The 20,274-nt window shown below is 61.2% G+C and carries 19 protein-coding genes; 9 read left to right on the plus strand and 10 right to left on the minus strand.

The annotated features are described in order from the left end of the window. Window position 1 precedes the first annotated feature (1 nt). Genes ACXAC3_RS14360 through ACXAC3_RS14370 form a run of 3 tightly spaced genes read right to left on the minus strand, consistent with a single transcriptional unit; the run spans window position 2 to window position 3,436 of the window. On the minus strand, window positions 2-274 hold the full coding sequence (locus ACXAC3_RS14360) for a hypothetical protein (protein WP_475161407.1): 273 nt from the start codon (window positions 272-274) through the stop codon (window positions 2-4). Continuing rightward, window positions 261-3,050: a [protein-PII] uridylyltransferase family protein gene (locus tag ACXAC3_RS14365; RefSeq protein ID WP_475161410.1), complete on the minus strand. Its 2,790-nt coding sequence runs from the start codon at window positions 3,048-3,050 to the stop codon at window positions 261-263. Before ACXAC3_RS14365 ends, ACXAC3_RS14360 begins: the two co-directional genes overlap by 14 nt. Then, the gene (locus ACXAC3_RS14370; RefSeq protein ID WP_475161413.1) at window positions 3,047-3,436 is read right to left on the minus strand and encodes a DUF4440 domain-containing protein; all 390 of its coding nucleotides are present in this window, start codon (window positions 3,434-3,436) and stop codon (window positions 3,047-3,049) included. The genes ACXAC3_RS14365 and ACXAC3_RS14370 overlap by 4 nt, the downstream gene beginning before the upstream one ends. A 146-nt stretch (window positions 3,437-3,582) precedes the next feature. On the opposite strand from ACXAC3_RS14370, the gene ACXAC3_RS14375 reads away from it, so the two are divergent. From ACXAC3_RS14375 to ACXAC3_RS14390, 4 genes are all read left to right on the plus strand, one after another. Then, window positions 3,583-4,005 carry a DUF2852 domain-containing protein gene (locus tag ACXAC3_RS14375; RefSeq protein ID WP_475161415.1) on the plus strand — a complete coding sequence of 141 codons (423 nt, stop codon included), beginning with the start codon at window positions 3,583-3,585 and terminating at the stop codon, window positions 4,003-4,005. 66 nt (window positions 4,006-4,071) lie between these two features. Continuing rightward, window positions 4,072-4,503 (plus strand): RDD family protein, encoded by a 432-nt coding sequence (locus tag ACXAC3_RS14380; protein WP_475161417.1) that lies wholly within the window; start codon window positions 4,072-4,074, stop codon window positions 4,501-4,503. A gap of 77 nt (window positions 4,504-4,580) precedes the next feature. Continuing rightward, complete coding sequence (locus tag ACXAC3_RS14385; RefSeq protein ID WP_475161420.1) at window positions 4,581-5,405, plus strand: arginyltransferase; 825 nt, start codon at window positions 4,581-4,583, stop codon at window positions 5,403-5,405. A gap of 6 nt (window positions 5,406-5,411) precedes the next feature. Continuing rightward, a complete protein-coding gene (locus ACXAC3_RS14390) occupies window positions 5,412-5,801 on the plus strand; it encodes a VOC family protein (RefSeq protein WP_475161424.1) in 390 nt (129 codons plus the stop codon). Window positions 5,802-5,933: 132 nt separating this feature from the next. Here ACXAC3_RS14390 and ACXAC3_RS14395 read toward each other — a convergent pair whose 3' ends face one another. From ACXAC3_RS14395 to ACXAC3_RS14405, 3 genes are all read right to left on the minus strand, one after another. Beyond that, window positions 5,934-8,288, minus strand: a complete 2,355-nt coding sequence (locus ACXAC3_RS14395) for a TRAP transporter large permease subunit (RefSeq protein ID WP_475161427.1) — start codon at window positions 8,286-8,288, stop codon at window positions 5,934-5,936. Window positions 8,289-8,305: 17 nt separating this feature from the next. Continuing rightward, window positions 8,306-9,232: a TRAP transporter small permease subunit gene (locus tag ACXAC3_RS14400; RefSeq protein ID WP_475161429.1), complete on the minus strand. Its 927-nt coding sequence runs from the start codon at window positions 9,230-9,232 to the stop codon at window positions 8,306-8,308. A 121-nt stretch (window positions 9,233-9,353) separates the two neighbouring features. Continuing rightward, entirely contained in the window at window positions 9,354-10,436 is a 1,083-nt protein-coding gene (locus ACXAC3_RS14405) for a TRAP transporter substrate-binding protein (RefSeq protein ID WP_475161432.1), read from the minus strand. Between the two features lie 247 nt (window positions 10,437-10,683). Between ACXAC3_RS14405 and ACXAC3_RS14410 the strand changes: the two genes are divergently transcribed. Both ACXAC3_RS14410 and ACXAC3_RS14415 read left to right on the plus strand, forming a co-directional pair. After that, on the plus strand, window positions 10,684-12,117 hold the full coding sequence (locus ACXAC3_RS14410) for a cache domain-containing protein (RefSeq protein ID WP_475161434.1): 1,434 nt from the start codon (window positions 10,684-10,686) through the stop codon (window positions 12,115-12,117). Continuing rightward, window positions 12,114-12,761, plus strand: a complete 648-nt coding sequence (locus ACXAC3_RS14415; protein ID WP_475161436.1) for a response regulator transcription factor — start codon at window positions 12,114-12,116, stop codon at window positions 12,759-12,761. The genes ACXAC3_RS14410 and ACXAC3_RS14415 overlap by 4 nt, the downstream gene beginning before the upstream one ends. Before the next feature lie 80 nt (window positions 12,762-12,841). Here ACXAC3_RS14415 and ACXAC3_RS14420 read toward each other — a convergent pair whose 3' ends face one another. Beyond that, window positions 12,842-13,225: a bleomycin resistance protein gene (locus ACXAC3_RS14420; protein ID WP_475161438.1), complete on the minus strand. Its 384-nt coding sequence runs from the start codon at window positions 13,223-13,225 to the stop codon at window positions 12,842-12,844. A 48-nt stretch (window positions 13,226-13,273) separates the two neighbouring features. After that, the gene (locus ACXAC3_RS14425; protein ID WP_475161440.1) at window positions 13,274-14,119 is read right to left on the minus strand and encodes a HalD/BesD family halogenase; all 846 of its coding nucleotides are present in this window, start codon (window positions 14,117-14,119) and stop codon (window positions 13,274-13,276) included. A 424-nt stretch (window positions 14,120-14,543) separates the two neighbouring features. Between ACXAC3_RS14425 and ACXAC3_RS14430 the strand changes: the two genes are divergently transcribed. From ACXAC3_RS14430 to ACXAC3_RS14440, 3 genes are all read left to right on the plus strand, one after another. Beyond that, the gene (locus tag ACXAC3_RS14430; RefSeq protein ID WP_475161444.1) at window positions 14,544-16,295 is read left to right on the plus strand and encodes an acetolactate synthase 3 large subunit; all 1,752 of its coding nucleotides are present in this window, start codon (window positions 14,544-14,546) and stop codon (window positions 16,293-16,295) included. A 69-nt stretch (window positions 16,296-16,364) separates the two neighbouring features. Next, on the plus strand, window positions 16,365-16,925 hold the full coding sequence (ilvN, locus tag ACXAC3_RS14435; protein ID WP_475161447.1) for an acetolactate synthase small subunit: 561 nt from the start codon (window positions 16,365-16,367) through the stop codon (window positions 16,923-16,925). A 297-nt stretch (window positions 16,926-17,222) separates the two neighbouring features. Next, on the plus strand, window positions 17,223-17,975 hold the full coding sequence (locus tag ACXAC3_RS14440) for a helix-turn-helix domain-containing protein (RefSeq protein WP_475161448.1): 753 nt from the start codon (window positions 17,223-17,225) through the stop codon (window positions 17,973-17,975). 26 nt (window positions 17,976-18,001) lie between these two features. On the opposite strand, the gene ACXAC3_RS14445 is transcribed toward ACXAC3_RS14440, so the two are convergent. Together ACXAC3_RS14445 and ACXAC3_RS14450 are read right to left on the minus strand one after the other, a co-directional pair. Further along, the gene (locus ACXAC3_RS14445) at window positions 18,002-18,784 is read right to left on the minus strand and encodes a DUF2189 domain-containing protein (RefSeq protein WP_475161453.1); all 783 of its coding nucleotides are present in this window, start codon (window positions 18,782-18,784) and stop codon (window positions 18,002-18,004) included. Between the two features lie 31 nt (window positions 18,785-18,815). Continuing rightward, window positions 18,816-20,210 (minus strand): amidase, encoded by a 1,395-nt coding sequence (locus ACXAC3_RS14450; RefSeq protein ID WP_475161457.1) that lies wholly within the window; start codon window positions 20,208-20,210, stop codon window positions 18,816-18,818. Between the last annotated feature and the right edge of the window lie 64 nt (window positions 20,211-20,274).

A 20,274-nucleotide genomic window follows, 5' to 3' on the forward strand; every position in this document is an offset into this window, starting at 1 on the left:
CCTAGCGCGGGCGCGATCGCCAGCCGCCGCGCCGTTTCGGTGACTGCGCGGATTGCAGGCCCTCGGCCAGGACGCGGGTCATCGGGTGATCGGCCTCTTGCGCGGCATAAGATGCGTGCAACTCGGTCAGCGCCTGCGCCTGATCCCGCTCGGCAGGCAGGCTGAGCGCCCAGTCCAGAAAGATGCTGCGGCATTCGGGCAGCGTGATGCCGTCGATCCGATACGCCTCGCGGATCAGGCCCTTGTGGTCGTTCGGGTCGTCACTGCGCGCCATTTTCGTCCCCTTTTATCACCTGGCCGATGATCCCGGCAGCGGTTGAATAGCTTTCCTGCAACGCTGTCTGCAACTGTTCGACCTGCTCGAATCCGGTGGCACGGCACAGAAAGGCCGCACCGCCCTCGCCAATCTTGTCGGCCTCGATGGCTTTGCCGGACAGCAGCCGCGCCGCGCATTGCACCGACCAGAATAGATCGTAGCAGCCCTTCAGCGTTTGCGCCTGAGCGACCTTCAGCAAGTCGGCTGCGACAGCGCCCTCCAGCCCGGCATGAACGTCGCGCCGGGTTTCGCCGGACAACAGGGCCCCGGTTTCCGCCACCAGTTCGACATCCATCATCCGACCGGGGCCGTTCTTGGCGTCCCAGATGCCTGCGGGCGCTTTTGCCGCTGCCAGCCGGGCACGCATTTCGGCGACTTCGCGCAGCACCTTTTGACGATCCCGGGGCTGCGACAGAAAATCGGCGCGGAAGGCTTCGATGTCCTGCACCAGCCCGGCGTCACCGGCAACCACGCAGGCGCGGGTCAGTGCCAGATGTTCCCACACCCAAGCTTCGTTCTGCTGATAATTGGTGAAACTGGCCCAACTGGTCGCCACCGGCCCCTGATTGCCCGAGGGGCGCAGGCGCATGTCGACCTCGTAAAGCCGCCCTTGCGACATCGGTGCCGACAGCGCGGTGATCAGCGCCTGCGTGAACCTCGCGTAATAGGTGCGCGTGGCCAGGGGGCGCGGACCGTCGGACATGTCCTGATCCAGCGGGTCGTAGATCACGATCATGTCGAGATCGGATTGCGAATTGATGCGCCCGGCCCCAAGCGAGCCCATCCCCAATACGGCAGCCCCACGCCCCGGGGCCGGACCGTGCTTGCGCGAGAACTGATCGGCCACGAAGGGCAGGATGGCGGCGATCACCGCACGCGCCAGTTCGGCGTATTGCCGTCCGGCCTGCGCCCCGTCGATCAACCCGCGCAGATGATGAACGCCGATGCGGAAATGCCATTCCTTGCACCAGCGCCGCGCAAAATCGAGCTGTGTTTCGTAATCCGCCTCTTGCGAAAGCGCCTGTTCCAACTCGGCCTGCAACGTCCCCTGCCCCGGCCAGTCGATGAAGAAGCTACCGCCGATCACCGCGTCAAACACAGAGGCGTTGCGCGACAGATGGGCCGCAAGCGCGTGCGAGGTTCCGACGATATCGACCAGCAGATCGATCAGGTGGGGGTTGGCTTCGAACAGGGAAAACAGCTGAACGCCCGCCGGCAGGCCCGACAGGAATCCGTCCAGCGCCTGCAGGGCCTCGTCGGGCTGCGCGGTCGTGGCAAGGCGCGACAGAAGCTCAGGCTTCAGACGCTCGAAAATCCGGGCGCCGCGTTGGGATCGCAACGCGGGATATGTGGGCCATCGCGCCAGAACGCTCTGGTCGAAATTCACCTCTGCCATCGGCTTTCGCGGCGAGGCACCCGGCGCAAAAAAGCCCTCGGTCAGGTCGTGAACCTCGGTCAGGCGGCGGGTCAGGTCGCGGGTCAGGTCAGCGCTGTCGATGCCCATCAGACAGGCGACACGGGCGATTCCGTCGGGCGATTGCGGTATCTTGTGGGTCTGGGCATCGTGCACCATCTGGATGCGGTGCTCGACCTCGCGGTGGGCGCGGTAATGGTCGGACAGCTTGTCGGCCACGTCCTGCGGCACCCAACCCTTTTCAGCCAACGCCGCCAGTCCGGGCACGGTGCCCCGGACCCGCAGATCCGGGTCGCGACCGCCTGCAATCAGTTGCCGGGTCTGCGTGAAAAACTCGATCTCACGTATCCCGCCCTGCCCCAGTTTCATGTCGTGGCCCGGAATGGTCAGCGCGCCACCGGTGCCCTTGTTTTCGCGGATACGCAGACGCATGTCATGAGCGTCCTGAATGGCCGCGAAATCCAGATGCCTGCGCCACACGAACGGACGCAACGCATCCAGAAACCGCTGTCCGGCAGCGATATCGCCGGCGCAGGGCCGCGCTTTGATATAGGCCGCGCGCTCCCACGTCCGGCCAAGGCTTTCGTAGTAACGCTCGGCCGCTTCGGCCGCCATGCAGACCGGGGTGACCGCCGGATCGGGACGCAGGCGCAGATCGGTGCGGAACACGTAGCCGTCGGCTGTCTTGTCGCTGAGTGTTGCACAGAAATTGCGCGTGGCCCGCACCATGCCCTGCCGCGCCTCGTAGAAATGCGCGGGGTCAAACCGGGTCTCGTCAAACAGAACGATCAGGTCGATATCCGAGCTATAGTTCAACTCGTGCGCGCCCATCTTGCCCATCGCCAGAATGATCATCCCGGCAGCGGTTTCCACGTCTTCGGGCTCCATCCCCGGCAGTTTGCCGCGCCGGATCAGGGCGGCAATCTCGGCCTTGGCGGCCTGATCCGCGGCCAGCGCGCCGAAATCCGTCAGCGCCGCGGTCACCTTTTCCAGCGGCCACGCGCCCGCCAGATCGGCCAGAGCCGTCAGCAAGGCCAGCCGACGCTTGGCCTGCCGCAATCCGGGTTTCAACTGATCCGGCGGCAATTCTCCGGCCGCTGCCTTCACTTCGGCCAGCGCCTGATCCGGTTGGCTCAGCGCGTGCGCCAACCACTCCTTCTCACGGTCGATCAGGCTTTTGAGATAAGGGCTGGAACCTGCGGTACCGGCAATCAACTCGCCCTGTTCCGACGGTATGTCAGGCACCGCAACGCGCGCCTCTGCGCCCAAAGACGGATCGAAGGCGCGCGGCGTGCGATGAACGGCAAGGGGCCCGGTCATTTGCCCTCCTGCGGCGTGTCCTGACTGAAACTGTTCACCCAGACATCGTGACGACATTCCCACAAAGAGGATATCAGCATCGCCTCCCACATGTCGGTACCGGGGCGCTGAAAATCCGCGCGGTAGGACAACAGAACGATATCCGGGGTCAGTACCCGCAGCCGCGCCTCGCTCAGTTCGTACTGCGCCATTGTGGGCGCATCCGCGAATTGCCCCACATGTTCGTCCCGGTTGGCGAACCCAGTTGGATAAACGCCCAGAAAATCCGCACTCAGCAACGCGCGATCCGCTGCGCTGTTGCCATCGATCAAAGCCTGCCAGACCTGCCTTTCAAGGCTCAGAATGTCATCAAGCGTTGGCGGAGGCGTGTTTTCAACATGTTGCATAGGCGGAAAGTGCGCCCGTTACGGGGCAAGGTCAACCGCCGCGATTTCAGAAATGTAAATCTTTTTCACATCGACCCCTTGCAACCGGCCAGCGCCACCCCATCTAGACAATGTGAAAGCAATTTACATCAACCCGGAGAACCCAAATGACCGCATTGTCCGACCACGCCGTTCCTGAAAATCCGGGATGGCTTTACCGTGCCGAAGCCTGGCTTGACGACAAGGGCAAAGGGGCCTGGATCGCCGTCATGGTCCTTGGTTTCATTTTCTTCTGGCCCGTTGGCCTGGCCCTTTTGGCCTATATGATCTGGAGCAAACGCATGTTCAGCAAGTCCTGCAGCCGCCGCAAATCCTGGCACAGCCACATGAGCGCGATGAAGCCGTCGGGCAACAGCGCCTTCGACGCCTACAAGGCCGACACCCTGGCCCGTCTGGAACGCGAGCAACAGGACTTTGAGGCCTTTCTGCGCCGCCTGCGCGATGCCAAGGACAAGGCCGAGTTCGACCAGTTCATGGAAGAACGCGCCAGCGAAAACCGCGAGGACGATGAAAACGGCGACCGCGCCTGATCCGGCCTTGCCCTGTCCCGGCTTTCGGGACAGGGTGACCATTGCCCAATTTTCGGATTTGACCACATGACCCACCTGCCCGATCCAGACAGCCAGCCCGAGTTCTACAGGTCCGTAGCAACCAAACGCTTTGTGGCATGGCTGTTCGATGTCGCGTTTATTTCTCTGCTGTGCACTGTGGCCATCCTGCTGACCGCCTTTATTGGCCTGTTCTTTCTTGCCCTGATCTATGGCGTAGTCAGCTTCGTCTACCGCGTTGTCACCATTTCCAACGGATCGGCCACGCTGGGCATGCGTTTCATGGGCATCGAACTGCGCGACGCGTTCGGCGCGCGAATGGATACCGGCAAGGCGGTGGCCCATACCGCTGGCTATTTCGTCAGCATGGCCTTCCCGGTTCTGCAGATCATCTCGGTCATCATGATGCTGACCAGCGCACGCTGTCAGGGCCTGACCGACGCGTTCCTCGGGACCGCAATGATCAATCAACGCGCGTAAAATAATCAGCGCCGTGAATCACTTGGCGGCTTGCGGAACCGTTGTTATCATCCGGTCTCAGGAGATACGGGACCTTCATGCGACACACGCTGCCAATAGCGCCACAATTCTATGTGACGGCACCCCAGCCCTGCCCTTATCTTGAGGGCAGGATGGAACGCAAGCTGTTCACGGCGCTGCAGGGCGAAGGTGCCGACCAGTTGAACAACTCGCTGTCGCAGCAGGGGTTTCGCCGGTCCCAGAACGTGCTGTACCGGCCCTCATGCACCGATTGCGCCGCCTGCCTGTCGGCCCGGATCGATGTCTCGGCCTTCCAGGCCAGCAAAAGCCAGCGCCGCGCCGTCAGACGCAACGCGTATCTGCAGCGCCGGGCCAATTCCCCCTGGGCAACAGACGAACAATATGACCTGTTCCGCCGTTACCTGGATACACGCCACGCTGACGGCGGCATGGCCGACATGGACGTGTTCGAGTTTGCCGCGATGATCGAAGAAACCCCGATCCGCAGCCGTGTGGTGGAATATGCCGACCCTGAGACCGGCAGCCTGATCGCCGTCAGCCTGACCGATGTTCTGGATGACGGGCTGAGCATGGTGTATTCTTTCTACGACCCGGAACAGCCGCAGAATTCTCTGGGCACCTATATGATCCTCGATCACATCGACATCGCGCGCGAAGCGGGCCTGCCCTATGTGTATCTGGGGTATTGGGTGCCGGGCAGTCCCAAGATGGGATACAAAGCCCGGTTTTCCGGTCTCGAAGCGTATATCCAGGGCAACTGGACCCGCGTTGGCGATCCTTCGGAACTCGCCAACTCCAGCCACCACCCTCTGTCGACAGCGCCCATCGCCGAACAGGTCGCCAGCATCCAGTTACCGGACCGCCACCCCACCAAAGGCTAGGATTTCATGCAGCAGAACCTTCACGCGGTCACCCTTGTGGTGCCCGATTACGATGTCGCGATTGCGTTTTACACTCAAACACTGCGGTTCACCCTGTTGCAGGACATTGACCTGGGTGCCGGCAAACGCTGGGTGCGGGTATCGCCCCCGGGCGCGAACTCCGGGTCACTACTGCTGGCCCGGGCGGATGGACCCCAACAGGAGGCGGCAATCGGAAACCAGACCGGCGGGCGCGTCGGCTTCTTTCTGGCGACCGATGATTTCGCGCGCGATCACACGGCAATGCAGACCGCCGGCGTTCATTTCGAGGAATCCCCGCGTCACGAACCCTATGGAATTGTTGCGGTCTGGCGCGATCCATTCGGTAACCGCTGGGACCTGATCCAGTTCACCTGATCCGCCCTTCATCTGGCTGGAAATACCTCGGGGTTGAATTGGCCGAAGGCCAAGAAGGGGCTGGCCCCTTCCCCGAACCAATAAGCAAAGGGGGCCATTCGGCCCCCTTTTCCTTTTGACTGCCACATCTCGTCAGTTCGGGATCAGGTCCGGAACAATCGTCACGATCGACGGGAAGAACCACAGGATGGCGATGCCCACCACCTGGATGATCACGAACGGAATGATCCCGCGATAGATATGGCCCGTCGTGACCTCTTTCGGCGCGACGCCCCTCAGATAGAACAACGCAAATCCGAACGGTGGCGTCAGGAACGAGGTCTGCAGGTTCACCGCCACCATGATCGTCACCCATTTCGGGTCGAACGACCCGCCATAGATCACCGGGCCCACGATCGGGATCACGATGTAGATGATTTCCAGGAAGTCCAGAACAAAGCCCAGGATGAACAACACCAGCATCACAATCAGGAAGACCGTGAACTCGTTGTCGAAGCTCTTCAGGAACTGCTGGATGTAATGCTCGCCCCCGAATGAGATCACCACAAGGTTCAACAACTGCGACCCGATCAGGATGGTGAATACCATCGAGGTCACCTTGGCCGTCTCGCGCACCACCGGCGTCAGTACCCCGCTGGTAAACAGAACCCAGCACCCGAACAGAAGGCCAAACAGAGCGTAGATATAGGTGGCATAGGCCAGAATAAACGCAACCCAGGTTTCAAACGTCACGCTGCCCTGATTGATGCGCAGGTCAAAGTTCACGCCCAGCAGCAAACAGATGATGACGGCGAAGGTCGACCAGATGATTACCCTGCCGGACCGGCCCTGATCCTGCAGCTTGCGATACGCCGCCAGCATGATCGCGCCGCCCGCACCCAGCGCCGCAGCGGGCGTCGGGTTGGTGACACCCCCCAGGATCGAGCCCAGAACCGCTATGATCAGGACCAGTGGCGGGAAGACGACCCGGATCAGGTCATTCGTCGCACAGCGCGCTGCGGCCTCCCGGCAACCGTAAATGGCCAGCGCAAACGGAATCGCCAGTCGCACAAAGCTCCAGCCGGACGAAGTTGTGGGCGATATGAACAGCACGTCCACCAACAGCATCAGCAGCAGGCCGATGGCCCCAAGGATCAGCGGTTGCGACGGCTTCGACGGCGCGATGCCCCGGCCCAGAACCAGCGTCAGACCCAGCAGCACGACGATCACGGCCACGCCGGTTCCGATCGGCGCCGCTGCGGCGATCTTGGCTTCGCGGGCAGCCGCCAATTCTTCCTCGGACAGGCGCTGCGCCTCGGCGGCGCCCCCGGCGGCGTCGATGGCCTCTTGCTCGGCCACGGCCTGATCCCAGGCAGACTGGCCATGCAGTTCGATCATCGACACTTTGCACTCTTCGGACACGTTGGTGCGCAGCGACGCCCCTGCCCCGACATCCGAAAACGCCGAGACCGCGACATTCTGGCTGCCGATCACGCCCGCGCTGCTCAGCAGGACGGCCCCGACGATCAGCGCGACCGGCGCACCCAGCAACCAGGTCAGGCCTTCGCCCCGTGTGATCGCCTCGCCACTGCCGCCCGACATTTCAACGGCCGGGGCCTTTTCCGGATTCAGCAACGCGTAGCCAAAGGCGTAGATCGCATATAGCAGAGCCAGCATGATCCCGGGCAGCAGCGCGGCCTGAAACAGCGTACCAACCGAAACCACCGCCGGTTCGCCCAGATAGGTCAGCGCGTCGGTGCAGCCCGCTTCAACCGCGCGGGTTTCCTGCGCGGTCGAATAGAGGTCACCCGCCAGCGTCCCCAGCAGAACGATCACGATGGAAGGCGGAATGATCTGCCCCAGCGTGCCCGAGGCCGCGATCACACCTGTCGCCAGTTCCGGCGAATAGTTGTTCCGCAGCATGGTTGGCAGCGCCAGCAGACCCATGGTCACCACAGTCGCGCCGACAATTCCGGTCGAGGCAGCAAGGAACGCGCCCACGACCACAATCGAGACCGCAAGGCCACCGGGCAGCGGGCCAAAGACACGCGCCATCGTGGTCAGAAGATCGTTGGCGATCTTGGACCGCTCCAGCGTGATGCCCATCAGGACGAACATCAGCACGGCCAGCAAGGTTTCGATGGATTGGCCCGCCAGAACACGCTCGTTCATGCGGTTCACGATGAAGGATACGTTGCGGTCCAGTGCCGTTTCCCAGCCCTGTACAAAGACCGGTTCGGCGATCCGTGGTAAGTCCGGATATCGGAACACGGATATGACATCCGGTTTGACACCCGAATTCACAACGTCCCGATAGGCCTGCGATCCGGTATCAATCGCCTGGTGCACCAGCAGCCCGGCACTGTCCAGCGTCGCGATGATCCCAAAGGAAATGATCCCGGCCCCGCCGATGGCAAAGGCCACCGGGAACCCGGACAGGATGCCTCCGAAAAGGCAGAAGAATACGATAATGAGGCCTATCTCGACGCCATCAAGTCCGAATAGCATTGTCTTGGTCTCCGTCCTTAATGTGCGCCTTCGTAGGCTTCTTCACCCTCACCAAGGCTGTCCTTGTCGAGGTATTTTCCAGTGCTTTCCGGCCCTTCCACATATTCCAGATACGAGCGGTAAAGGAACGCGATCGCATGCAGGAACACCATGGCTGCAAAGGCGACCAGCAGGATTTTGAACAGGAAGTAGGCGTTGAAACCGTTCGGGCTGAACCCGATCGTTTCCACGTTCCAGCGCAGCGCGCGCGACTTGGCCAGCAGACGGTCAAGCGTGTCACTGGCCGAAGGTTTCGGGACGATCAGGTGCCGCCACATGAAGTACCAGCCATACATCCAGGTCAGTACCGCCATCGGCATCATGAACAGCAGCGCGCCCAGCATGTCGACAACGCGTTTGGCGCGATGGCTGATGCCGGCATAGATCAGGTCAACGCGCACGTGCCCGCCCTGCACGAAAGTGTAGGTGCAGCACAGGCAGACGACCATGGCGTTGTAAAGCTTCAGCTCTTCGGCGTACCAGCTGATGTCCATCTGGAACGGGATCCCCAGACCAAAGGCCATGTCGGGTCGCGCGAAAACCCGCTGCATGAACACGATGACAATCTGCTGGATGACCATCAGCAGGCCCGCCCAGGCAAAGAACCTTCCGGTGACGTTGGCGAAGCCTTCCAGACCCCGCACCATGCCCCACATGAAGCCACGGTAATACAGGCCGATGGCTGTCAGGACGAGGAAGATCGTGAAGATCACAAAGAAGAACTCGACCGACCCGCCATAGTAGACAAAGCGCATGATGGCTTCTTTGTCCGACCAGTTCAGCCAGAGCTGCGGATGCGTGATGGCGTATCCGAAATTGTAGAAGGCTTCGGCAATGTTCTGAACGAACCAGATCAGTCCATTCCACAAAGCGCCGAAAAACGAGAAACCGTTATCGTCCTGCATGTTGTCCCCGGGTCGCGTCAGTTGCACTGCTGTTTATTGCTGGCTTGTCCGAACCGCGCATGTGCAACGGGAAAGGTTTCCCCGCACGGGGCGGGGAAACCATTTGATTGTGTCTGTACGTTTAGCCGCGAACGCGGTCGCGCTGTGCGGTGTAAACACCCGACGACAGGTTGTTCCAGGCAGACGAGGCCGCCATCGATTCCATGGCGCTGTCGTGGATGCGCTTGAACAGCTCGTCACCCATGTTTTCGTCCAGCACTTCCTGGCTGGCCTGACCGAAGGCATCCCAGACGGCATCCGGGAATTCCATGACCTTTACGCCACCCGACTGCAGACGCTGCAGCGCCGCACCGTTGTTGGCCAGGAATTGCGCCAGGTTCCACTGGTGGCACTCGGCGGCCGCGATCTCGATGATCTTCTGCTGGGCCGGTGTCAGGCTGTCGAACACGTCGCGGTTGGTGGCCAGCGACAGGCCGGCGCCCGGCTCGTGGAAGCCCGCGGTGTAGTAGGTCTTGGTGATTTCCTGGAAACCGGCCTTTTCGTCGGCCCAGGGGCCGATCCACTCGGTCCCGTCGATGGCACCCGAGGACAGCGCCTGATACACTTCCGAACCCGGAATGTTCTGCACGGATGCGCCCAGTTTACCCAGCGCCTTGCCGCCCAGACCCGGCATACGGAACTTCAGGCCGTTGAAATCTTCGGGGCTGTTGATCTCTTTCGAGTACCAGCCGCCCGCCTGCGCGCCGGTGTTGCCGGCCAGGAAGGATTTCAGACCAAAGATCTGGCCCAGCTCGTCATGCAGTTCCATGCCGCCGTCGTGATAATACCAGTTCACCAGTTCCTGAGCGGTCATGCCGAAGGGCACGGCGGTGAAGAAGGCATAGCCCGGGTGCTGACCGACAAAGTAATAGTCAGCCGCGTGATACATGTCGGCCTGACCGGACGAAACGGCGTCAAACACCTCGAACGCGCCGACCAGTTCGCCGGCGGCCTTGATGTCAACGGTCAGGTTGCCATCGGACATGGTGGTGATGCTGTCTGCGCAACGCTGTGCGCTGTCGAAGACGCCCGCCAGACCACGGCCCCACGAGGTGACCATGGTGAGCGTGCGCTTACCCTGCGCATAAGCCGGTGCCGCCAGCGTGGTGGCCGCAGCAGCCGAGCCGCCCAGAGCAGATGTTTTCAGAAATGAACGACGATCCATATGAGTGTTCCTCCCCTGCATATTCAAAGCCCGGCAATTCGCCAGGCGCAGTCGTTTTCAGTGCGCGTGAGATTAAAGGGCAGGTTTTGAATGTGAATACCTACTACTGCGTAGACGGTGGTGTTTTTGGGCGGCGTGGAGGTCAAAACCTCTGCAAATGACAAGATTTTTTCGAATTCTGACCGGCCAGCAGCGCCAGGGGCCAAAAATTTTGCAATTTCCCGCGCGCTTGCGTATCGATTCGAACATGAGGGGATTTCGCAACCTGATCTCGCTGACCTATGGCCAGAAACTTTCGCTAGTCGCCGCGATACCGCTGGTCGTGGCGGTGGCGGCGATTGCGGTACTGGTCGCCTATGAATCCCGCGCGACGGCCGAGCGCGAGATACAGGCGCTGGAGCGTCGGCTGATCGAGGCCAAGAAAGAGGAACTGCGGAACTATGTGACACAGGCCCGAAACGGGTTCGCCTATATCTATGGCCGCGCCTCTCCGGATGATCGTGTTGCCAAGAATCTGGTGACACAGATCCTGTCGGCGATGATCTACGGCAAGGACGGGTTCTTCTTCGTCTATGACTATGACGGCAACAACCTTGTCAGCCCGCGCCAGACCGAATTCATCAACCGCAACTGGGAAGGTCTGACCGACAGCGACGGCACCCCGATCGTGGAAGAGTTCATCAGCCTCGCCCGGCAGGGCGCAGGCTGGCACAGCTTCATGTGGCAAAAGCCGTCTACCGGGGAAGAGGCGCAGATGATCGCCTATGTCGTCGGCCTTCAGGACTGGCGGTGGGCGGTCGGCACTGGTGTCTTCATCGACGACATCGTGGCCACCGTCGCCAACGCCCGCGCCGAGGTCGAGGCCCGCGTACAGCGGACCTTTATGTATATCGGCGGCATTGTCCTGGCCGCCGTGCTGATCGTGTTCGCCTCGGGCATGTTGCTGAATGTCCGCGAACGGCGTCTGGCCGACGCCAAGCTCAAGGAACTGACCCAGCGTGTGTTCGATGCGCAGGAAGAGGAACGCGGCCGCGTCGCGCGCGAGTTGCATGACGGGATCAGCCAGATTTTGGTGGGCGTGCGCTATGCGCTCGACAATGCGCGACGACGGCTGGACCGCGGGGATGATGACGGTGCCCGCGACCCGCTGGGCAAGGGCATCGATCACCTTGGCACCGCCATCACCGAGGTCCGCCGCATCAGCCGCGATCTGCGCCCCGGCGTGCTGGACGATCTGGGCCTCGGGCCGGCCCTCAAGGCCCTGACGGACGATTTTCGCGAACGCACCGGGATCGAGACCGAGTTTTCCACCGTCGTGTTCCGCAACCGGCTGGATCAGGACAGCAAGATTGCCCTCTACCGCATCGCGCAGGAGGCCCTGACCAATATCGAACGGCATTCCGGCGCAACCCGCGTAACCATCGACCTGCGCGGTCACAAGAAAGGCGCGACCATGCGCATTACCGATAACGGCAGCGGATTGCCCGGCGGATCCGATCCGGTCAGCACCGGGATCGGACTGCGCAATATGGAGGAACGCATCGCACAGCTTGACGGATCGTTGCGTATTCTGTCATCACGCGGGCCACGCAGCGGCACGGTGATCGAAGCCAGCCTGCCGCTGAGCCACTTGCTGCCGCCGCAGGAAGACGCAACACCGAACCGAAAGGCCGGCACATGAGCGCACAGACGATCCGGGTCCTTATCGTGGACGACCACCCGATGGTGGCCGAAGGGATCCAGTCGATCCTTGAAAGCTATGCGGACATCGAGGTGGTCGGGACGCTCGGCAGCGGTCAGGAAGCGGTGGATCAGGCCGGGACGTTGCTGCCCGATGTCATCCTGATGGACCTGAACATGCCCGGTCTGGGCGGGCTCAGCGCCACCGAAATCATTCTCGAACGTCTGCCGGAAACCCGTATTCTGATCCTGTCGATGCATGACAGTCCGGAATACATCTCGACCGCGCTCAGCCATGGGGCCAAGGGATATGTGCTCAAGGACGTGCAAACCGAAGAGATCAAACAGGCCATCGACGCGGTGATGCGGGGCGAACAATATCTTTGCACCGGGGCCAGTGGCTCGTTGCAGCCCAAGGGCGACAGCACCCGCGAAGCCCTGACCGGCCGGGAACAGACGATCCTGCTGGAACTGGCGCAGGGCAAGTCGAACAAGGAAGTCGCGCAAACTCTTGAGATTTCAGTCCGCACCGTGGAAACGCACCGCAAGAACATCAAACGCAAGCTTGGCATTTCCTCGACCGCGGGTCTGACCCGCTATGCGCTGGAACACGGTGTTCTACAGGGCACCAGCCCCGGCTTTTAAGCACCATCCGCAGCGCGCAGCGCTGCCAAGCCCAACCGGCGGAGATGCGCCGCAGGCGCATCGACAACGGGCGGGAGGGTTTATGATCTGGGCCGGATATCCTCGCCAAAGAACACCAGCGTTCCATCCTCATCCAGAACGTGAAACTCGCGCTGCTGATAGGGTTGGTCGAAAGGCGGGCGCACGCGCCCTTCGGGCAGGTCCGCCAACCCCGCGCGCATGGTCGCATACAGATCGTCGATGCCTTCGACATCTATATAGAAGGACTGATTGTCGCCCAGCGGCCGCCCATCCTCGCGCGGCGGGCATTCCAGCAACCGGATGGCCACCGTGCCCCGCGAAAGATACGCGTAATTCTCTTGCCTGAACCCGCACGAGAACCCAAGCCGGTCACAATAGAAGTCGATCTGCCGCTGCAGGGAAGAACACAAGACAAATGGCGTGAGTTGTAAAATACGAGGCACCAGACCCTCCGGCTTTTGAAATCGTCTCCGGTGTCAGCCTAACACAGTTCAGTCCAGCAACCGGTCTTTTCGCACCCCTTCGCGTTCATGGTGATGCGGCAACACGCGCCCGTAAAGCTGCCGGGTGCGTTCGACCCCGCCGCACATTCCTTTGGCTTCGACAAAGGAAAAGATACCGACATACCGGCTGACCGCTCCTTTCACCGGCGCAACCCGATGCAAAGAGTACCGGCCTTTGAAAATCTGCAGGTCTCCGGGCTGCAACTTCAGCTGCCGGACCCGCGCCCTGTCGCCGTCCAGAACCGCGCCGACGGTCTGAAAGTTCTCGTCCTCGGCGCTGCGCAGATTGGGAACATATTCGAAGGCGCCGCCCTCTTCCCCGTTCTGGATGGCCAGCGTCACCGTGTAATTGTTGGTGTCGAAATGCCAGGGAAAGCCCTGCCCTTCCTCGACCACATTGACGATGACATCCGCCAGCGGGTCATCATAACGAAAGAACCGATCCTCGGGTTCTTTCAGCGCGTCGCGGATAAAGGGCAGAAACCCCTCAAACTCATAAATCCGCCGCAGCGGGCCGGATTTGCGGAAATTGTCGGCAGGCACAAATGCGTTGGAACGGTCGTAGAAACGGCGGACCGGATGCGCCGCCCCAAATCGCGGATCGTCCTGGGTGAAATAGGCGTTCGTGCGACTGAAAGAACGATGAGCGTTTGGCGCCACGGCATCCGCTTCGGCCAGCAATTGCGTCAGACCCTCGGGGTGAACGAAGCCGGGCAAAACGGCGCACCCATCCTGATCAAGCTCGCGGCGCACATCGGCGATCATCTGATCATAGGCGCGCGAGTCCGGGCGATCGATCGGGTAGCGCCCCAGATCAACCAGATCCTGCAGCATTTTCCACCTCACTTACCTGCTATGTCAGGACCAGCGTGCCCTAGTCGAACAGGCCCATCATGCCCGTTTCGGACATCGCCCTGACGCTTTCAGACAAGTCGGCAAACGGGCGCAACACCCTGTCATCGGGTCGAAATTCACGTAAGTTCCGGACATGCGTCAATCTGCGCAAGAAAATGTCGCAAAATCCCGCCTGCAAGATAGAAAATTGGTGCAATTGCCTGTTGACGCCTCTTCCCCCCGCCCATAAGGTCCATGCACGCAAAAAAGGAGCCTCTGGCGATGAAAACGCTAGTCGTAATCGTGGGAACCAAGCGCATGGGCCGGTAACGGTAAGCCATAATCGAACCCATGCGCCTCCGAAAATCTCGGGGGCTTTTTTTATGCGAAACGCAAGACACATGTCGCGAACGGAGCAAAGCAGATGACACGTGAGATGACCGGCGCAAAAATGGTTGTTCAGGCCCTCAAGGATCAGGGCGTGGACACGGTATTCGGGTATCCCGGCGGCGCCGTCCTGCCGATCTATGACGAGATCTTTCTGCAAAACGACATTCGCCACATTCTGGTGCGCCACGAACAGGGCGCTGTGCACGCCGCCGAAGGCTACGCCCGTTCGACCGGCAAGCCCGGCGTTGCGCTGGTGACGTCCGGCCCCGGCGCGACCAATGCGGTGACCGGGTTGACGGACGCGTTGCTGGATTCGATCCCGATTGTGGTTCTGACCGGCCAGGTTCCGACCTTCATGATCGGATCAGACGCCTTTCAGGAGGCCGATACCGTTGGCATCACCCGCCCCTGCACCAAGCATAACTGGCTGGTCAAGGACACGGATTCGCTGTCCGAGACCATGCACGAGGCGTTCCACGTCGCCACATCGGGCCGCCCCGGCCCGGTGCTGATCGACATCCCCAAGGACGTTCAGTTCGCGTCCGGTGAATACCGCGCGCCGAAACCTTCGACATCGCATTACCAACCAGTGCTGAAAGGCGATCTGGAAGAGATTACCGAACTGGTTGCAGCCATGGAAACGGCGAAAAAGCCGGTGTTCTACACCGGCGGCGGCGTCATCAATTCCGGCCCGGCCGCCAGCCAGTTGTTGCGCGAACTGGTGGATGCAACCGGATTTCCGATCACCTCGACCCTGATGGGGCTGGGCGCTTACCCCGCATCCGGCAAAAACTGGCTGGGCATGCTGGGCATGCACGGATTGTACGAGGCCAATCTGGCCATGCATGACTGTGACCTGATGATCAATGTCGGAGCCCGCTTTGATGACCGGATCACCGGGCGGATAGATGCGTTCTCGCCAAACTCGAAAAAGGCGCATATCGATATCGATCCGTCTTCGATCAATAAGGTGATCCGCGTCGACATCCCGATTGTCGGCGACGTTGCGCATGTGCTTGAGGATATTCTGAAAATCTGGAAGGCACGCGGGCGCAAGACCGATGCGGCGAACGTGAAGCAGTGGCAGGCGCAGATCAGTGACTGGCGCAAGGTCAACTGCCTTGCCTACACCAACAGCGAAAAGACCATCAAACCGCAATACGCGCTGCAACGGCTTGAGGAACTGACCAAGGACCACGACCGTTACATCACCACCGAGGTCGGACAGCACCAGATGTGGGCGGCCCAGTATCTTGGGTTCGAAGACCCCAACCGCTGGATGACGTCAGGCGGTCTGGGCACGATGGGCTATGGCTTCCCCGCCTCGATCGGCGTGCAGATGGCGCATCCCGAGGCGCTGGTCATCAACGTCGCCGGCGAGGCGTCGTGGCTGATGAACATGCAGGAGATGGGCACCGCCGCGCAGTACCGTCTGCCGGTGAAGCAGTTCATCCTGAACAACGAACGTCTGGGCATGGTCCGCCAGTGGCAGGAATTGCTGCATGGTGAGCGGTATTCGCATTCCTGGTCCGAGGCCCTGCCTGATTTCGTCAAGCTTGCCGAGGCGTTCGGGGCCAAGGGCATTCTGTGTTCCGACCCCGCCGATCTGGATGACGCGATCATGGAAATGATCAGTTATGACGGCCCGGTGATCTTCGACTGTCTGGTTGAAAAGCACGAGAACTGCTTCCCCATGATCCCGTCGGGCAAAGCCCATAACGAGATGCTGCTGGGCGAAGCCGAGACGCAGGGCGTGATCGACAGCAAAGGCTCGGTTCTGGTCTGAAAAATTTGACGGATTTTGCCGGGTGCCGTTTACGCGCCCGGCACCATAAGGATGATGAAAGGGACATAAATGTCTGCCCTACATATCAAAAAAGGCTCCACTCGCCATTCGGCCTATAACCTACGGCCCACCTTCTCGGACGTTCAGGAACGCCACACGATCGCGGTTCTGGTCGAGAACGAACCGGGCGTTCTGGCCCGGGTGATCGGGTTGTTCTCGGGCCGCGGTTACAACATCGAAAGCCTGACGGTGGCCGAGGTGGATCACACTGGTCACCTCAGCCGCATCACCATCGTCACCACGGGTACGCCGCAGGTGATCGAACAGATCAAGGCACAGCTTGGCCGGATCGTCACCGTTCATGATGTGCATGACCTGACCGTCGAAGGTCCCTCGGTCGAGCGCGAGCTGGCGATCATCAAGGTCGTCGGGGCGGGCGACAAGCGGGTCGAGGCGCTGCGTCTGGCGGATATCTTCCGCGCCAATGTTGTGGACAGCACGCTGAACTCATTCATCTTCGAGATCACCGGAGTACCGGACAAGATCGACGCCTTCGCCGACCTGATGCGCCCGCTGGGTCTGGTCGAAGTGGCCCGCACGGGGGTCGCCGCCCTGTTGCGCGGCGAATGACGCTTGCTCCACCCTTGCGCAACAGGCGTTATGGGTGGGGAATACTGGCCAGGAAGGGCGTTTCCGGGTGCCGCAAGGCGCCCGGCGCATTGGTCCCAGGGTAACACCTGTCCAAAAAGATCACGCAAAATAAAATAAAGCCTATTGCCATTGCCGGATTGGGCGTTAGCCTCGGAAGGTGACGTGGCGTCGGGATGCGCGCGTTGGGGTTATCTGTACGATTTTGGCGCATGGTCGACTTGTGGGTCGGTGGTTGGTGCGTTTCTGGAATTCGAGTCGCAAGAACCTGGGACGAAAATGACCAAAGACACCCGCAAACCTGCTGATTTGCGCAGGATGTTCGGCGCCAACCTCAGGCGTCTTGCACAGCAATATTCATCCGTTTCAGAGCTCTGCCGCCAGCTTGGGATCAACCGCACACAGTTCAACCGGTATCTTGGCGGCGAAAGCTTTCCGCGCCCGGACGTTCTGGATCGTATCTGCCGGTTTTTCGAAGTTGACGCCCGCATTTTGCTGCGGCCTCTGGACGAGATCGAACGCGCCCCCGCGCATCCGGCCGCATCCGCCCTGACCGATTTTCTGGGTTCGGGCCCTACCACACTGACCGAGAACCTGTTTCCGGCGGGCTTCTATTATGCGACCGAGACCGAGTTGAACGAACCGCAGCCGTCGCGGCACAGGCTGTTTCATGCGCGCAGATTGCCGCAATGCACTCTGGTTCGGGGGTACGAACCGCGCCCGGTGATGCCCGGGCTTCCCCCGGCAGACCGCGAGGTGCAGGGCATCGCGGCCTGCGCCGGCCGGCAGATTTACATCCTGATGTCCTGCCGGGCCTCTCAGAATAGCCGGATCTATCTTGTGACGCGCGGAACGAACGATCAGGCGGACCGGTGGCGCGGCGTGGCGATCTGCCTGTCGAAAACCACGGCCAACGCGGCCACCACGCGGCGCATCCTGTTGCGCCACCTCGGCGAAGACCCGACGGCGGTGCTGGCCGCCGCGCGGACGGCCCGCCGGTCCGAGCGCCCTCTCGCGCATGCTGTCAGGTAGCGCGAACTGCCGTATCTGTTGCCCCGTTAGCCTGTGTTTTCGCTGCGCGCCTGCGTGATCAGCCGGTATAGATGCCAGCTTGCGTGCCCCAGAAGGGGCAGGACAACCAACAGCCCCAGAAACCACGGAACCATGGCCACAAAGGTCAACACGGCGATGAACACCCCCCATCCCAGCATGATCCGGGGGTTGGCCCTGACATAGCCAAAGCTGGCTATCATCGCGGTCACAAAATCCAGTTCGCGATCCAGCAGCATCGGGATCGACAGCACCGTGATCATGTACAGAACTGTTGCAAAAATCGCGCCGACGACAGTTCCGACACCCAGCATCGTCAACCCGTTGGGGGTCAGGAAAACCTCAAGCGAAGACGACACGTTGGTCATCGTCGACAAGCCCATGAACAGGGCAAAGATCATGTGGCCCAGAAAGAACCAGAACAGAAACATCACCACGATGATCGCGCAGATCGACGGAAGTTGACGGCGGCTTTGCTGAAGGACCACACCGAAGATGGCTTTGAAATCCAGCGGTTCATTCTGCTCAATCCGATGTGACACTTCATACAGCCCAACAGCGGCAAAAGGCCCGAGCAAAGGGAAGCCGATGGCCGCCAGAACCAGCCAATAGGACGTGCCGGACTGTATCGTAATCCAGGCCATAACCCAGCCTGCCAGCACGTAAAAACACGCAAACAACAGTCCAAAGATTGGCGCCCGCCGGAAATCCGCCCAGGCGCGGCGCAGTGCCTCGCGCACCATGCCGACATCCACAGGCCCCATATCTGGAACGCCAAACTGCTTTTCCATATCCTGTCCTCCTCCCGTATCGGCGCGCGCGTCAGGCCGGCCGGTTTTGTGGCCACCCGGTGGCGGCGTGATAGGCTGACCCGATCGACAGAATGTGGGCGTCAGACCCGCGCGGGCCAAATATCTGCATTCCCATCGGCAACCCTTCCGGCCCGAACCCGACCGGCACCGACAGACAGGGCAGACCGATCAGGCTGACCGGTACAACCACCTGCATCCATCGGTGATAGGTATCCATTCTTTTTCCTGCAATCTCTGTTGGAAAGGGCAGCTCGGCATCAAAGGGCCAGACCTGTGCCGATGGCAGGATCAGCGCGTCGTAGTCCGCAAATAACTCGACCGCACACCGAAACCACTCCGAGCGAGCAACACTTGCGCGGTGCACCTGCATCGCCGACATGGCCAGACCGCGATCAAGCTCCCACTGCGCGGTGTCCTTCAGATCCGCCCGGTGCTCGGTCAACGGCAACAGGCTTGCCGCGATGCTCCACGATCTCAGGTCCGCCCAGCTGTCCCACATCCGGTCTGCCGCGAACGGGGGCGCAACAGGATCGACCACCGCGCCCATTTGGCTGAACACAGACAGCGCGCTGTGGCACAGATCGCGAATGCCGTCTTCGAACGTGAACGCCCCGCCCCAATCGTCCAGCCAGCCGATGCGCAGGCCGGTCAGGTCGGCGGCCTGCACAGGTGACACCGGAGAACTGACCGCCCCGTGTGGCTGTCGCGGGTCAGGTCCCGAAATCACGTCGAGCAACACACCCAGGTCTTCTGGGCTCCGTGCCATGGGGCCCAGCGTTGAAAGCTGATGCAGAAACCCGTCTCCTACGGGTTCGGAGGGGACGCGCCCCCAGCTCGGGCGAAATCCATAGACGTTGTTCCACGCCGCCGGGTTGCGCAAACTGCCCATCATGTCGGACCCATCCGCAAGCGCCACCATGCCGGTCGCCAGCGCCACCGCTGCCCCGCCGGACGAGCCGCCGCAGGTCCGCTCCGGATCATACGGATTGCGCGTCGCGCCATAGACCGGGTTGAAGGTATGAGACCCCAGCCCAAACTCGGGCGTATTGGTCTTACCGATCAGGATCGCCCCTGCCGACCGCATCCGCGCGGCAATCAGATCATCACCCTGCGGCACGTGGTCCCGAAAGATCGGAGACCCCTGCGTCGATGCAATCCCGGCCACGTTCACCAGATCCTTGACCGCAATGGGCAAACCGTGCAGCGCCCCCCGGCGCGGCCCGTCATCCAGCGCCCGCGCCTCGGCCATCAGGTCGTCTTCGTCTCGTAGTGCAACAATCGCGTTCAGCCTGCCATTAATCGCGGAAATCCGGTCCAGTGTGGCACGCATCAGCTCCACCGCCGACAAACGCCCGGCAGAGATCGCGTTCAGCAGGTCAATTGCGGTTGTCTGGCTCAGATCCATTCCGGGCTCATCCCTTTGTTCAGGATCAGCCTAGCCGGGGCACACCCCCATTTAAACCCACTGT

The sequence above is a fragment of the Ruegeria sp. ABV4_181 genome (assembly GCF_056158465.1).